The following is a 14,420-nucleotide window of genomic DNA, read 5'->3' on the forward strand; positions in this document are numbered from 1 at the left end:
TTCGCCATGTTCAAGCCGGGCGACTGCGAGGCGTGACACATGACACGCTCCGTCTGGCTGAAAGCCGACGACGAAGTCGGCGACTGGGAGACACGCAAACGCCGCATCACGGCCGGCCTGGAAGCCGGCGTGGACTGGGTGCTGGTCGACGAGTCCGACGTGGAACGCGTCCGCGAACTCGGCGAAGTCAACGTCGCCGCCTTCTCGAACGGCGACGTCCACGTCATGGAAGCCGAAGAAGACGAGAACGACGCCGACGCCGTCGTCGTCGGCAAAGACGGCGAGGGCGACGGCACCGTCGATCTACCGACCGACTTCTCCGGCTCTGCCGATCTCTCCTCGCTTCGCTCGAACGGCGACAGCCCGCAGGGCGGCTACGTTCGCATCCTGAACGAGGACTACGAGGCCTTCGCCCAGGCGGTCGCCACCGAGGCCGAGTACACCCTCGTCATCGGCGAGGACTGGCAGATCATCCCCCTGGAAAACCTCATCGCCCGCATCGGCGAGGAGACGGACCTCATCGCCGGCGTCCAGACGGCCGAAGAGGCCCGCACCGCCTTCGAGACGCTGGAACTGGGCTCGGATGGCGTCCTGCTCGACACCGACGACCCCGACGAAATTCGGAAAACGGTGGAGGTCCGCGACGAGAGCCAGCGCGAGTCCGTCGACCTGCAGTGGGCCGAGGTCACGGCCATCGAACAGACCGGCTCCGCGGATCGCGTCTGTGTCGACACGGGCAATCTGATGGAACACGACGAGGGGATGCTCGTCGGCTCCATGAGTCGGGGCCTCTTTTTCGTCCACGCCGAGACGGCCGAATCGCCCTACGTCGCCTCCCGCCCCTTCCGGGTCAACGCCGGCGCGGTCCACGCCTACGTCCGCACGCCAGACGGCGGCACGAAGTACCTCTCGGAACTGCGCAGCGGCGACGAAGTGCAGGTCGTCGACACGGACGGGAACACCCGCGAGGCCATCGTCGGCCGCGTGAAAATCGAGAAACGACCGATGTTCCGGGTCCAGGCCGAGACGGCGGAGGGCGACCGCATCGAGACCCTGCTCCAGAACGCCGAGACGATCAAAGTCGCCACCAAGGACGGCCGGAAAGCGGTCACCGACCTGGAAGCGGGCGACGAACTGAAAGTGTTCTACGAGGACACCGCCCGCCACTTCGGCGAGGCCGTCGACGAGAGCATCATCGAGAAGTAGGCCACGGTTTGTGACTGACGGGGTTCGGAATCTAACGTTGGTTTATAGGCGGCCCGTGTAACTAACAGTGTTTCCGCTACCTCTGGGTTTTTGCACTTGCGTAACGATTGGTGATTGATGGCACAGACACCACAGACCGAGCGATCCGAACCGGACCTGTCCGCGGACGCGGACTGGAACTGCCTGTACGTCGACGGGAACTGGCACGGCCCGGGCGACCGTGACACGATCTCAGTCGAGGATCCCTCCACACGCGAGGAGTGGACGCGGGTCCCCGCGGGGACGACCGAGGACGTAGACGACGCCTACGCGGCGGCGAAAAGCGCCCAGGAGAACTGGGCCGAGAAGAGCCCGGACAGGCGGGCCGAGGTCGTCCAGACGGTCTATCAGCTGATGGACGAGTACGAGGACGAACTCACCGAATTGCTCATGGCCGAGTCGGGCAGCGCCCAGCTCAAGAGCAACGTCGAACTCCAGACCGCGGCCGGCGGCGTCGCCGAGGCGGCGACCTACCCCTCACGGGCCGGCGGCGATATCCGGGATTCGACCATCGAGGGCAAAGAGAACCTCGTCAAGCGCGAACCAGCGGGTGTCGTCGCGGTCATCCCGCCGTGGAACTTCCCGTTCCACCTGGCGATCCGCGCGGTCGCACCCGCGGTCGCGCTGGGCAACGGGGTCGTGATCAAGCCCGCCTCGGACACGCCAGTCACGAGCGGCCTCGCCATCGCCAAGCTGTTCGAGATGGCCGGCGCACCGTCGGGCCTGGTCAACTGCGTCCCGGGCAAAGGCTCGGAGATCGGTGACCGTGTCGCCGGCCACCCCGACGTGGACGTGGTCGCCTTTACCGGCTCCACCGAGGTCGGCCGCCACGTCGCGAAACAGGCCGTCGACTCGCTTGCCTTCCCCGCGATGGAACTGGGCGGGAACGGGCCGAACGTCGTCCTCGAAGACGCGGACCTGGACAACGCCCTCTCGGGCAGCGCCTTCGGCAGTTTCTCCCACCAGGGGCAGGTCTGTATCTCGATCAACCGTCATCTGGTCCACGAGTCCATCTACGACGAGTTCGTCGAGGGACTGGTCGAGAAAGCCGAGATGCTCCCGGCAGGCAGCGTCCACGACGGCAACATCGTCGGTCCGATCATCAACGAGTCCCAGCGCGACCAGATCCTCCAGTTCGTCGAGGACACGGTCGATCAGGGCGCGACTCTCGAAACCGGCGGCGACACGGTCGAAATCGACGGCGTCGAGGACTCGCTGGTCGTCGAGCCGACGGTGCTGTCGGACGCGACCAACGACATGACCGCGGCCTGCAACGAACACTTCGGCCCGGTCGCGCCGGTCATCCCGTTCTCGGACGACGAGGAGGCCATCGAGCTGGCCAACGACACCGAGTACGGGCTGGCGGCCTCGGTCTGGTCGGGTGACCGGAACCGGGCCGAGGACGTGGCCGACGCCATCGACGCGGGGATGGTCCACATCAACGATCAGCCGATCAACGAGGAGGCCAACGTTCCCTTCGGCGGCATGAAGGCCTCGGGCATCGGTCGGTTCCACGGTGACGCGATCATGCGCGAGTTGACCGAGACCAAGTGGATCTCGGTCCAGCGCGAGCCCCGCCAGTTCCCGATGTAGAAGGGGCCGTTCAGTTTTCTTCGGGCTCGCCGTTCAGTTCCGTCGTACACCAGTGACAGAACTCCAGATCGGGGTCGACCTCGCGGCCACAGCTGGGGCACTGGGTCCCGTCTGCGACGCGCTGACTGGTCTCGTTGTTCCGTGAGGCCAGGATGTACGCGTCGACCATGTTCATGCCCGTCACGGCCGAGAGTGCGATGACCGCCCGGAGCGGCATGGCGCGGGACATCTGCATCAGCGAGTCGACGGTCAGCGTCGTCGGGTAGACCCCGTCGGGGATCATGAGCGAACCGGTGAGGATGATGAGTCCGAACCACAGGAGCGCACGCGCCCACTCCCGCAGGTAGACGTGGCCGAGTCCCGGATAGACGAGCCCCAGCACGGCGGCGAGCAGCGGCCGCTTCCGCGCGCTATCTAGCACTATCTCGGATTTCTGTGACGGGCGGTTGTTAAGCTTCCGCCTTCGGGAAACGGCGTTGTCGGGCGCTCTCGGGCGGTTCGACGGGGCGACCGTTCAGTCTTCGGTCGGCTTCGACTCCAGCTCGGAGACGAGTCGTCGCAGGGTCGCGAGGTCGTACTGGCCGGGCGCGGTCGCGTCGGCTGGATCGACGGGTGCGTAGCCGATCTTCGACCCGTACAGCGGCGCGACGGCCCGGGAGTGGCGGCCGGGTTCGCCCATCGCCATCGTCGCGACGCGGTCGCCACCGGCCACGGAGGCCCGGGTCGCCGCCAGCAGTTCGAGCACGTCGTCGGTCGAGCGGGCCGTCACCGCCAGCTTGCCCACGTCGCCGTACTCGCAGGCCCGGTCGAGCAACTGCCGGAGCTTGGGCGGCTCGGGCGTCTTCGCGAAGTCGTGGGTCGAGACGATGACGGCGGCTCCGTGATCGCGGGCGTGGTCGATCACGCGCCCGCCGTCACCGTCGGACGCGGTCGTGAGTTCCACGTCGACGGCCTCGACTTTGGGGTGTTCGACGGCGGTACAGAGCGCGTCGAGGCGGGCGGCATCGTCGGCGGCCTCCCCGCCCTCGAAGGCCGCGCGGTTGGTCACGATCAGCGGGAGCGTGCCGTCGTAGTCGGCGAGTGCCGCGAGCGGGTCCGTCGCGAGGTCCAACCGGAACTCGACGGCGTCTGCGTGCTCGCGGGCGGCGGGCTCGTCCCCCAGATCGGCCGTGGCCGCCGCCAGCACGAACGACTCGAAGTCCATACCTCCGGTCAGTCCGAGTCCGAACAAAAACCTGTCCACTTTCAGGTGGCCGAGGCCAGGTTCACGAGGAAGAGCAGGTACATGAGGACCAGCGTCGCCCCCTCCCAGCGGGTGACCTCGCGGTCCTGGGTCACGAACAGGTACAGCACGGTCGCCAGCACCATCGCCGGCAGGCCGTAGGCCCGGATCGTGGGCGGAATCGTGAGCGTCCCGACCAGCGACGCGACGCCCATAACGCCGAAGGCGTTGACGACGTTCGAACCCAGGATCGCACCGACGGCGACCGCGGTGTCGCCACGCCGCGCGGCCATCACGCTCACGGTCAACTCCGGCAGGACCGTCCCGATAGAGAGCGCCGTGACGGCGATCAGGGCGGGGTCGACCGCCAGCGCCGACGACAGCGCGACCACCGAGTCGACCAGCACCGACGCCGACCCGACGACGAGGACGAGACCCCCGACGAAGGCCACGTACGTCGCCGCCCCGATGGTCGGGTCCTCGAGATCAGTCTCGGCCTCCGTGACTTCCTCGACGATCTCGGGGACGGACACGTCGCGCTCGGCGATGGTGAAGTGGATGTACACCGCGAGCGCTCCGAGCGCGAGGACGCCCTCGATGCGGGTGAACGGACTCGACCAGATCGCGAGCGTGAGGAACGCGGCCGAGGCCGCGAACAGCGGTAGGTCGACCTGCATGAGGTCGCGCTCGACGCGCACGTCCCGGCCGACGACAGCGGTGATACCCAGCACGAGGAAGACGTTCGAGACGTTCGACCCGACGACGTTGCCGACGACGATGCCCGGTTCGTCCCGTAACACCGCGAGAACGGCGGCGACGAGTTCCGGCAGGGAGGTCCCGATGGCCACGACGGTCATCCCGATGACGAACGGTGAGAGCCCGATCGCGAGCCCGATCTTCTGTGCGGCGTCGGTGAACAGGTCGGCCGACCACAGAAGCACCGCCAGCCCACCGACGAACATCGCTACCGCGACCGGCAGACTCGCCATAGACCGAGTTCACCGCTCGACGTGAAAAGCCTCGACCTCCCGGCAACGCTGGCGAAACCTGTCGCGATCAGTACGGGTCGTGCGTCGCCAGGTAGCGGTGCCCATCGTCGGTCCGCTCGCTGGCCACGTCGGTGACGGTGTACAGCTGCATCTCCTGTTCGTTCCGGGTCGTCACGGGGAACTCGTAGTTTTCGGCCTCGTAGCCCGGCGGGTCGCCCTCGGCGCGGCGGCGCTCGACGAACTCGCGGTGGGCGTCGAGCCGGTCCGCCGTGAGTCGGTCCGAGAGTTCGGGGACGCGCTCGACGCTCTCGCCGATGGCCTCGGCGAAGGCCGGATCGAGTTCGTAGCCCACGGAGTCGCGGCCGGCGACCATCGCCGCGACGGTCGTCGTCCCCGTCCCGAGGAACGGGTCCAGAACCGAGTCCCCGTACGTCGAGAACATCCGAATCAGGCGGAGCGGGATTTCGAGCGGATAGGCGGCCGACCGCTCGCGGGTGCGGTCGCCGTCGAGGTGTTGCTCTTCCCCCAGAATCTCCCAGCAGTCCGAGAACCACTCGTTGCGCTCCTCCCAGAAGTAGGCGCTCTCGTACCGCTCGCCGTCCCCCGGCGGGAACTCCCGGAGGTCGCCGTTGCGAAAGACGAGGACGTGTTCGTGTTCCAGCGTCGGGTAGGCGTTGGGCGGCAGGGTGCCCGACCCCATGAACTTGCTCGGGCTGTTGGTGGGTTTCCGCCAGAGGATCTCGGGCAGGCTGGAGAAACCGTGGTCGCGCATCCGGGTGACGATCTCGCAGTGATTGGGCCACAGCTGGAACTGGCCGTCCACAGTACGAGTAGCGTCACCGACGTTGATACAGGCGATCCCACCCGGAGCCAGGACACGTTCGCATTCGGCCCAGACGGTGTCGAGCGCGTCGTGCATCAACTGGAAGGCGCGGTCGCCGTCGCCGTCGTCGAGTGCGCTCTCGACGGCGGGGTCCAGCTCCGCGAAGAGGTCGTCCCACTGCTCGACCAGGGGGTACGGGGGCGAAGTCACGACGAGGTCGACAGCGTCGTCGTCGACGGCGGCCAGCGTCCGCGCGTCGTCGAGGACGACCCTGTGCTCGGTCTCCATGCGGGTGGCCACGAGCGGACCCCTTTCGACTCTTGTGGTCCTGTCGCTCCCGAGTCGGCGACTGCGGGAGAAACACGGCAGCCAATCAGGCCATCGGGAGGTCCTGCTCGGCTTCGAGCAGTTCGTGATAGCGGTTGCGGATGGTGACCTCGCTGATGTCCGCGACCTCGGAGACGGCGGCCTGGGTGGTCTTCTCGTTGGTCAGCAGGGCGGCCGCGTAGACGGCGGCAGCGGCGAGTCCGACCGGGGACTTCCCGGAGTGGACGCCCTGTTCCTTGGCGTTCTGGAGGAGCTGGCGAGCGCGATGTTCGGCCTCGTCGGACAGTTCGAGCGACGAGGCGAAACGGGGCACGTAGCTCTCGGGGTCGGCCGGCTTCACTTCGAGGCCGAGTTCGCGCACGACGTAGCGGTACGTGCGGGCAATCTCGCTTTTTTCGACACGGGACACGTCGGTGATCTCGTCGAGGCTCCGCGGGACACCGGCCTGGCGTGCGGCGGCGTAGACCGAGGCCGTCGAGACGCCCTCGATGGACCGTCCGGGGAGGAGATCCTCGTCGAGCGCGCGACGGTAGATGACACTGGCGGTCTCGCGGACGTTCTCGGGAAGGCCCAGTGCGGAGGCCATGCGGTCGATCTCACCGAGAGCCTGCTTGAGGTTGCGCTCTTTGGAGTCGCGGGTCCGGAACCGTTCGTTCCACTTCCGGAGGCGCTGCATCTTCTGGCGCTGGCGACTGCCCAGGGAATTGCCGTAGGCGTCCTTGTCGCGCCAGTCGATGTTGGTCGAGAGCCCCTTGTCGTGCATCATGTTCGTGGTCGGGGCACCGACCCGGCTCTTCTCGTCTTTCTCGCTGGCGTCGAACGCGCGCCACTCGGGGCCGCGGTCGATCTCGTCTTCCTCGACGACCAGTCCGCAGTCCTCACAGACCGTCTCGCCGTGTTCGTTGTCCATGACGAGGTGACCGCCACACTCCGGGCAGTCTACCTCCTCGGCCTCGCCAGTCTCCTCCTCTGTCGTCTCGTCGGTCGTGCGCGTTCGCGCTCTCGTGTTCTCGCTCATTGGTACGAAGGCGAATGCTATCCGGGCAGGTTATGACCTGAAAATTCCCGGACAGTCGTGGGTAGCAAATACATTACGGCGAAACTTATTTAAAAGTTTCGGTGTGAGTTGCTGTTCCCCGGGTAACGGGTTCTACGTATCTGATTTCGGCCGGATGGTTAGAGTATTAATACGTTGTTACGGTGTGACACCCCACACGGGGATCGGCGAGAGCGGGGCCGGTCGTGGGGTCGTACTGCCGGACAGAAACTCGCACACGTCGTTCGTCGAGACTGTCCGACGATACCGGTCTCCACTCGTCCTCAACAACGCCGAGACGAACTGTTCTGTCCGACAGTATCACTCGATAGCGCGTTCGACGTGGTCGACGACGTAGTCCGCGAACTCCTCACCTGCCTGCTGGTCGAACTGATTGCGGAGGTAGCGGAAAGAGAGGTTGACCCGACCCTGGAAGGTGGCGACGCCGATGGAGACCGGCGTCCCCCGCCAGGCCGGGGGTGAGAACCACGGCCGCTCCTCGGCGTCCGGTTCGAGCGACGGCATCGCCGGAATGCGACCGAGGTTCGACAGCATCGCGGTGTCGAGCAGTCGCCGGCCCGGCCCCCGGAGCAGGCGAGGAAGCTGGCGTTTCAGCTCCACCGGCGTCCCCGGCGGCACCATCTCCAGAATCTTGTAGAGGGCGGCCGCCCGGTCGCGCTCGGTGAGTTCCTCTGTCTGCTCGCCGATCTCCCGGGCCGCCGTCATGTGATCGACCCGATCACGGGAACGAGTCTCGACGCTCTCGAACACCGAGTACATCCCGGCGACCTGATAGAACCAGTCGTCGGGACGGAGGTTGATCGGCATCATGACGCTGATCTTCCGGGCCGATTTGCCGTGGTCCTCGTTCCACTCCTCGATGGCCAAGTGCAGCGCCGCCTGTAACACGTCGTTGACGGACACGCCGTCGGGGCGGTCGCCGATGAGCCGTGCCGTCAGATCGGTGTCGAGTTTGCGTCGGGCGAATCGCCAGCCCGCCTCGTCGGTCCCGCCGACCCGTGCGATCCGGGTCGGGGAGTCGACCACGTTCTGGAGGTGCCGGGTCGCCGAATCGACCACGTTCAGCCCGTCGTCGAGCGAGTCGGGCCGGAGGTCGTCGAGCATCGCCCGCGACTCCCGGAAGCTCACCGAATCCTGCATCGGCTCGTCGCCGCGGTAGGCCTCACAGAGCGCCTGTGCGATGCGCAGAGTGCCGACGCCGTCGGCGGCGACGTGGTTCATGCTCACCAGGATTCGGTCACCGCCGTCGATCCCTTCGCCCCGGACGACCAGCACACGGAAAGGCGGTTCCTCGGTGAGGTCGAACCGCCGGTAGTAGAGCTGGTTCTGGATCTCTTCGAGGTCCCGACCCTCCCCGTCGATCGCGCCGACCTCGACCTCGTATTCGTCCTCGGGAAGTTCCCACTCGAAGCGGGTCGAGGAGAGGTCACTCGGCCGCTTGCGCGCCCCGGCGATCGGGTGGACTGCACAGGCCGTCGCCGCGGCCTCACCCAGCCGGTCGACGTCGACCGTCACCGTCGTTTCGAGTTCGGCCTGGATGTTCCAGGGCTGGAACTCGTGTTCGATGTGATGGACCGACTCCTCGATCATCGAGAACGGAACTGTCGTACTCACCGGTTCTCACCCCGTTTCTGACCCCACATACACGAGCGAAAACCGTGGTCGCACATAAATTCACACCAAACGTTTTGATTTTTGGGAGCGGGCGGCCTGAGAGCGGGCTTCGGACACAACGCACAAGACCGGGGCCACCCGAGAGGGCGATATGCGCGTCGCAGTCGGCAGCGAGAATCCAGTGAAGGTGGCCGCGACCGAGCGAGCCCTCCCCGACGCGGTCGCCGAACCGATCGAGGTGGCGTCGGGCGTCCCCGAACAGCCCCGCGGCCGCGAGCAGACGATCACCGGTGCGCGGAACCGCGCCGAAGCCGCGCTGGCCGCGATCGACGCCGACCTCGGCGTCGGCATCGAGGGCGGCGTCGCCCGAATCGAGGGCGCAGACGGCCTCTTTCTGATCATGTGGGCCGCCGTCACCGACGGCGAGCGCGGGGGCGTCGGCGGCGGCCCGAGTCTCCGACTGCCCGAAGCGGTAGCCGCTCGCGTCGCGGCCGGCGACGAACTCGGGCCAGTGATGGACGACCTGCTCGATACCGAGGGTGTGGCCGAGCGAGAGGGTGCGGCGGGCGTGCTCACCGGCGAGCGGATCGACCGCGAGTCGGCGCTGGTCCACGCCGTCGCGAGCGCGGCCGGCCCGTTCGTGACCGAGCAGTACTAGGCCGCCTCGTCGCCAGTGTCGGCGGCACTCGCGCTCGCCTCCTCGGTCTCGGCGACCGCAGTCGTCAGCGAGACGTTGAGCCAGGCCATCGAGGCCAGCCCCCCGGCGACGGTGACGAGGTTCTTGACCGCGTGATCGACGATCGCGATGCCGAGCGCGACCAGCGCGGTGAGTCCGGGAGTGGCGGTCAGACCCACGACGATGATGGTGAACGCACCCTCGTACAGCCCGATCCCGCCCGGCGAGAGCGGGAGGATCTTCGCGAGGTTCCCGACGCTGACCGCGAAGAAGGCGACCGCGGTCAGGTACGGCGTCACCTCGATGCCGAACGCCGCGAACACGATCAGTGCGGTCACCACGTCCAGCGTCCAGATGGCGAGGCTGCCGAGGCCGACCCGGAGGAAGGCTCCGCGGTCGCTGACGACCCGCTCCACGTCGCCGACGAACCGCTCGATCACGCCCGCGACGTACTCCGCGTAGGAGTCGTTGCTGATGGCCCGGACCCCTCGCCGGACGAGGTTTGTGTCCCGGCGGGCGTTGACGACGATGATTACCACCGCGAGGATAGCGACCAGTCCGACACCGGCCGCGACCCCCATCGCGGTCTCGGCGGCCGCCGCCGGATTCAGCGTCTCCCCGCCGATGGTGATCGTCCCCACGTCCGCGGCGATGGCCGCGACCACCTCGTCGGTCCCGCCAGTCGCCACCAGTCCCAGCAGGACGCTCCCGCCCAGCACCGTGATCGACAGCAGGTCGAACACCCGCTCGACGGCCAGCGACGCGAACCCCGTCGGATAGGGGACCGACCGGCGGGCCTTCACGACGTAGGCCCGCACCGCGTCGCCGGCCCGCGCCGGGAACACGAGGTTGCCGGTCTGGCTGATGAAGATCGCCCCGGTCAGGAACCACGTGTCGCCCTCGTAGTCCAGCCGCGAGAGGATGTCCCGGTAGCGCAGGCCCCGGAGCGGCCACGAGAGCAGGTAGACCACGCCCGAGGCCGCGACCAGCGCCGGGTCCGCGCCCGTGATCGCGTCCAGCACGGCCGCGGGCTCCAGATAGACGAGCATGAGCGCCAGCGCGACGAAGACGAGCACCGACCCGGCGGCCATGCTCACCCGGCGAGTCAGGCGCGGACTCACCGTCAGTTGCCACCAGGTCCGGACGATTTGACTGCCCATCCCGAACACGTCCCGCACGAGGTCGACCTTCGAGTCGCCCTGTGGCGTCCACTCGACGGGAAACTCGGCGACCCGGTAGCCCGCCCGCTGGGCCCGAACGAGGACTTCCGTGTCCCAGAACCAGTGCTCGTCCTCCACGTCGTCCAGCAGGTCGAGCAGGGCCTCGCGGTCGAAGGCCTTGAACCCACACTGATGATCGAGCAGATCCGACCGGAGGAACAGCCGCACGAGCCGGTTGTATCCCTTCGAGGGGATGCCACGCTTTGCCGGCCGGTCGGCGTCGGCCCCGGGGACCCAGCGCGATCCGGTCGCCACGTCGTACTCGTCGGAGCGGACGCGCTGGACCAGTTCTTCGAGGTGGCGCATATCCGTCGCGAGGTCGGTGTCGAAATAGACCAGTGTCTCGCCCTCGCTGGCGCGGAAGGCTTCTTCGAGGGCTCTCCCCCGGCCCAGGCGCTCGTCGCTGTGGAAGTGCCGGACGCGGTCGTCTTCGCTGGCCAGTCGCTCGGCGATCTCGGGCGTCCGATCCCCACAGCCGTCCTCGGCGACGATCACCTCGAAGGACTCGGCCGGGAGGAAGGATGCGAGCGTCTCGAGGGTGATCTCGACCGTGTCCTCGATCGTCGCCGCCTCGTTGTAGGCGGGGAGGACGACGCTCACCTCCCGGGTCGGACTCATTGGCCGTCTTTCCACCAGCGCGCAAAAGTACCTTCTGTTAGCCCGCGAGTGCGACAGTCCCTCGGGAGCCGCCGCCCGGGCAGGACCGCCAGGGCAAAATCCCGCCCCGTCCGTTCTTTCCCGACGGGAACCGCCGTCACTTTTTCACGTCCGCGGATCGCACGCTGAGGTATGGACCAAGCGTTCGTCCAACTCCTGTGTCCCGCCTGTGAGAAAGACTGGGAGAGCGCGCCAACGGACCTCCCCGCGCCCGACGCGCAGTTCACCTGCCCGGACTGTGGCGCCGAGCGCCGGACCGCCGAGTTCATGCGCACCGACCGCGATCTGGAAGTGCTGAAAGAGATGACGACGGCCTGAGCGGCCACCGATCAGTCCGCGCTCTTTTCGCTCGTTTCCGCCACGAACCGTTCCAGCGCCGCGTCCGGCGCGATCTCGCCGACCGACTCGTGTGGCCGGTCGACGACGATGTTCCCGGCGGTCTGATCGCCGATCCCCGGAATCTCGGTCAACTCGTCCATCGAGGCGGCGTTCAGATCGAGCGGGTAGGGCACCCCCGAGACCGAGCGGTAGCCGTGGCCGGTGACCGCCACGTCGATGATCCGCCCGAGGTCGCGCTCGCCCGGGATTCCCACCAGAAGGGGGTAAGTCCCGAGTTGCCGACCGAAGGTGTAGCCGTCCTCGTGGTACTCAAGATGGACATCGGGCAGGACCGTGCCCGGCGGGGCCACGCGCTGGAGCATCGGATTGTCGATGGTCTCTCTGACCTCGCGCTTGTACTGTTTGAACTGCTGTTTGTGGTCGTTGGCAATCTCCGCGCCGGTGTCGGCCATGTCGGTCCCCTCGAAGGCCATCACCTGCCGGATGTTCACCCGGCGGAGCATCAGCCCCTCGTCGTACACCCGCTGGAGGAACTGCTTGTTGTGCTCGAAGGTCTCGGATCGTTCGCCCTTCAGCCCGTGGACGAGGTTGATCCCGGGCAGGAGTTTCGGGAGCTGGGGCGCGGCGTCGTCCCCGAAGTTGGGCGCTGAGTCCGGGTCACCACCGGGTCTGAACCCCGCCTCCTCGTTGACGATCTTGACAGCTTGGAAACACTCCTCGGCGGAGACGTTGAGGTTGTTCTCGTCCTGCACCAGCGGATCGGCCGACTCCAGCCCGAACGCCGCGGTATCGCCGGGCGTGTTGTGCTCGGCGATGATCCGGATGCCCTCGCGGGCCAACTCCGGCCACTTCACGACCGTGATCGGGTTCATGTTGTCCAGATGGAACGTGTCCAGATCGGGGGCGACCTCGCGGATGCCACTGTACAGCTCCCGGAGCGCGTCGGGATTGGGGGCCTCGCCGTCGCCGCCGTAGGCGAGGATGTCCGCCTGTCGGCCCAGACGGAAGTCGGACACGCCGTGGTCGGCCAGGGCGGCCACCTCGTCGACGACGCTCTCGGGCGGCCGGAAGTCCGGGTCGCCGTACATGGGTTCCGTGCAGAACGAACACCGGTAGGGACAACCCCGCGAGGTCTCCAGTTCCGCGAGGATGTACTCGGGGTGGTTGGGGTGTTGCTCGACGACGAAGGCTCCCTGTTTCGCCCAGCGGGTCTCCTCGGGCACGCCGCGGTAGCGGTCCTCGAACCCCTCCAGGCCGTTGTGGACGAGGTCGTAGGCCGCCGCCTCCACGTCGGCCATCGCCATGAAGTCGAAGTCCAGGTCGTCACGGGCGGTCTCGGAGGCCCCCTCGTTGGCCTCGCCGACGCCGAAGCGAACGGGCCCGCCGATCATCGAGACGCCCTCGGCGGTCCAGGCGATGCGGCGCACCTCGTCGGGTTCGGCGGGCGTCCCCCCGACGTAGTTCCCGGGGACGGTCATGCCGCCGACGTAGATCAGCAGGTCCGCGTCCTCCACGTCGCGCCAGCGCGAGCCGTCGTCCCGGAGCGCGTCGATGGTGTGGTAGGTGATCCGCTCCTCGGGGACGCCGGCGTCGACCAGCGCCCCGGCGGTGTAGCGCGGGTACGTCGAGATGTAGGGCGGCACGCCGAAGTGCGCCGGCTCGTCGACGTAGCCGTCGACGATGGTCACGTCGATCTCGGCCGGGTCGGTCATGCCCGCCACTTGCCCGCCGACGCGTATAACGATGACTGACTCGCACGATCCCAGGCCCACGACCACGGCCGCACTCCCCCCACGCTCTTGAGACCGGCCCGCGTACACCCAGCCATGCCCTCCGCGGTCTCGTGGCGGTACGATTACGGCACCGAGCCGTGGCTCCGCTGGCTGGTCCGGGCCGGAATGGGAGCCGTCTTCGGCGTCTACGCCGGAATCCTCGCACTCGGATCGCTCGGCGTGGTCCTCGTGTTTTTCGTCGGGAGTACCGAGGTGAAGCTGCTCGTCGTCCTCCTCGCGCTGGTCGGCGGCCCGTTCTCGTTGTTGTACCTCCTGCCGATGATCACCGACAGGTCCCAGCGCAAACTCCCGTTCACCGATCGCGAACCGCGGATCCCCGGCCGGGAGCGAGTCGTCGTCGGGATCGTCGGCGGGTTGGCGCTCGCGGTTGCGACGGCGATCGACGAATGGCTGGCACTCGCGCTGTTCGCCGCCGGCTTCCTCGCCGGAACGGTCGGCGTGGTCTGCTCGACCCGAGGTGAGATCGATCCCGAGACGGCCACCTACGAGAACGAGTACCGCGAGTGGGACCTCGCGCGCGTCACCGATTACAGCGCCCGGCGGCTCGGCCCGCTCGTGGTCGTCACCCCCTCGGCGTCCGGCCCCGGACGTTTCGGGGCGGTCCCCTCGTGGCTCCTCGTCCCCGTGACCGTCGCCGACGACGCGACAGCCGCACTCGACGAGATCGTCGCGACGACCGAGGCCGATCCGGGACGCGACCCGAACCGCGCGGTCCGGGCGGTCGCCGTGGCCTTCGCCGTCCTGCTGTTCGGGACTGGCGCAGCCGCCGTGACGCAACTGGACGGTCCGATCGGCTGGTGGGCCGCGACGATCACGGGGTTTTTCGCCGTGATCTTCCTCGCCGTCGCCCGCGAGGGGTAGCCGG

The 14,420-nt window shown here is 67.7% G+C and carries 13 protein-coding genes; 5 read left to right on the top strand and 8 right to left on the bottom strand.

Translation table 11 applies throughout. The features are described from left to right. Positions 1-39 precede the first annotated feature (39 nt). Complete coding sequence (locus BMX17_RS02805; RefSeq protein ID WP_092657428.1) at positions 40-1,206, top strand: 3-dehydroquinate synthase II; 1,167 nt, start codon at positions 40-42, stop codon at positions 1,204-1,206. A gap of 117 nt (positions 1,207-1,323) precedes the next feature. After that, on the top strand, positions 1,324-2,838 hold the full coding sequence (locus BMX17_RS02810; protein ID WP_092657430.1) for an aldehyde dehydrogenase family protein: 1,515 nt from the start codon (positions 1,324-1,326) through the stop codon (positions 2,836-2,838). A 10-nt stretch (positions 2,839-2,848) separates the two neighbouring features. Here the strand turns inward: BMX17_RS02810 and BMX17_RS02815 are convergent, their stop codons facing one another. The 6 genes from BMX17_RS02815 to BMX17_RS02840 form a co-directional block, all read right to left on the bottom strand. Further along, positions 2,849-3,259 carry a zinc ribbon domain-containing protein gene (locus BMX17_RS02815; RefSeq protein WP_244514925.1) on the bottom strand — a complete coding sequence of 137 codons (411 nt, stop codon included), beginning with the start codon at positions 3,257-3,259 and terminating at the stop codon, positions 2,849-2,851. 93 nt (positions 3,260-3,352) lie between these two features. Next, positions 3,353-4,042 carry a type I 3-dehydroquinate dehydratase gene (locus tag BMX17_RS02820; protein ID WP_092657434.1) on the bottom strand — a complete coding sequence of 230 codons (690 nt, stop codon included), beginning with the start codon at positions 4,040-4,042 and terminating at the stop codon, positions 3,353-3,355. A 41-nt stretch (positions 4,043-4,083) separates the two neighbouring features. Continuing rightward, the gene (locus BMX17_RS02825) at positions 4,084-5,049 is read right to left on the bottom strand and encodes a calcium/sodium antiporter (RefSeq protein WP_092657436.1); all 966 of its coding nucleotides are present in this window, start codon (positions 5,047-5,049) and stop codon (positions 4,084-4,086) included. A 67-nt stretch (positions 5,050-5,116) separates the two neighbouring features. Beyond that, positions 5,117-6,160: a DNA-methyltransferase gene (locus BMX17_RS02830; RefSeq protein WP_092657438.1), complete on the bottom strand. Its 1,044-nt coding sequence runs from the start codon at positions 6,158-6,160 to the stop codon at positions 5,117-5,119. 85 nt (positions 6,161-6,245) lie between these two features. Beyond that, positions 6,246-7,217: a transcription initiation factor IIB gene (locus BMX17_RS02835; RefSeq protein WP_092657440.1), complete on the bottom strand. Its 972-nt coding sequence runs from the start codon at positions 7,215-7,217 to the stop codon at positions 6,246-6,248. A 339-nt stretch (positions 7,218-7,556) separates the two neighbouring features. Further along, on the bottom strand, positions 7,557-8,870 hold the full coding sequence (locus tag BMX17_RS02840) for a wax ester/triacylglycerol synthase domain-containing protein (RefSeq protein ID WP_139203409.1): 1,314 nt from the start codon (positions 8,868-8,870) through the stop codon (positions 7,557-7,559). Between the two features lie 151 nt (positions 8,871-9,021). Here BMX17_RS02840 and yjjX point away from each other — a divergent pair, with 151 nt between their 5' ends. Further along, positions 9,022-9,528, top strand: coding sequence for an inosine/xanthosine triphosphatase (yjjX, locus tag BMX17_RS02845; RefSeq protein ID WP_092657444.1), 507 nt, complete (start codon positions 9,022-9,024; stop codon positions 9,526-9,528). On the opposite strand, the gene BMX17_RS02850 is transcribed toward yjjX, so the two are convergent. Beyond that, positions 9,525-11,384: a flippase-like domain-containing protein gene (locus BMX17_RS02850; RefSeq protein ID WP_092657446.1), complete on the bottom strand. Its 1,860-nt coding sequence runs from the start codon at positions 11,382-11,384 to the stop codon at positions 9,525-9,527. The two genes, yjjX and BMX17_RS02850, sit on opposite strands and share 4 nt — an antisense overlap. A gap of 171 nt (positions 11,385-11,555) precedes the next feature. Here BMX17_RS02850 and BMX17_RS02855 point away from each other — a divergent pair, with 171 nt between their 5' ends. Beyond that, positions 11,556-11,741, top strand: coding sequence for a DUF7836 family putative zinc-binding protein (locus BMX17_RS02855; RefSeq protein ID WP_092657448.1), 186 nt, complete (start codon positions 11,556-11,558; stop codon positions 11,739-11,741). Positions 11,742-11,752: 11 nt separating this feature from the next. On the opposite strand, the gene BMX17_RS02860 is transcribed toward BMX17_RS02855, so the two are convergent. After that, positions 11,753-13,474 (bottom strand): radical SAM protein, encoded by a 1,722-nt coding sequence (locus BMX17_RS02860; RefSeq protein WP_092657450.1) that lies wholly within the window; start codon positions 13,472-13,474, stop codon positions 11,753-11,755. Positions 13,475-13,588: 114 nt separating this feature from the next. Between BMX17_RS02860 and BMX17_RS02865 the strand changes: the two genes are divergently transcribed. Continuing rightward, positions 13,589-14,416 carry a hypothetical protein gene (locus BMX17_RS02865; RefSeq protein WP_092657452.1) on the top strand — a complete coding sequence of 276 codons (828 nt, stop codon included), beginning with the start codon at positions 13,589-13,591 and terminating at the stop codon, positions 14,414-14,416. Positions 14,417-14,420 lie beyond the last annotated feature (4 nt).

The sequence above is a fragment of the Halorientalis persicus genome (assembly GCF_900110215.1).
GTDB classification, from domain to species: Archaea; Halobacteriota; Halobacteria; order Halobacteriales; family Haloarculaceae; genus Halorientalis; species Halorientalis persica.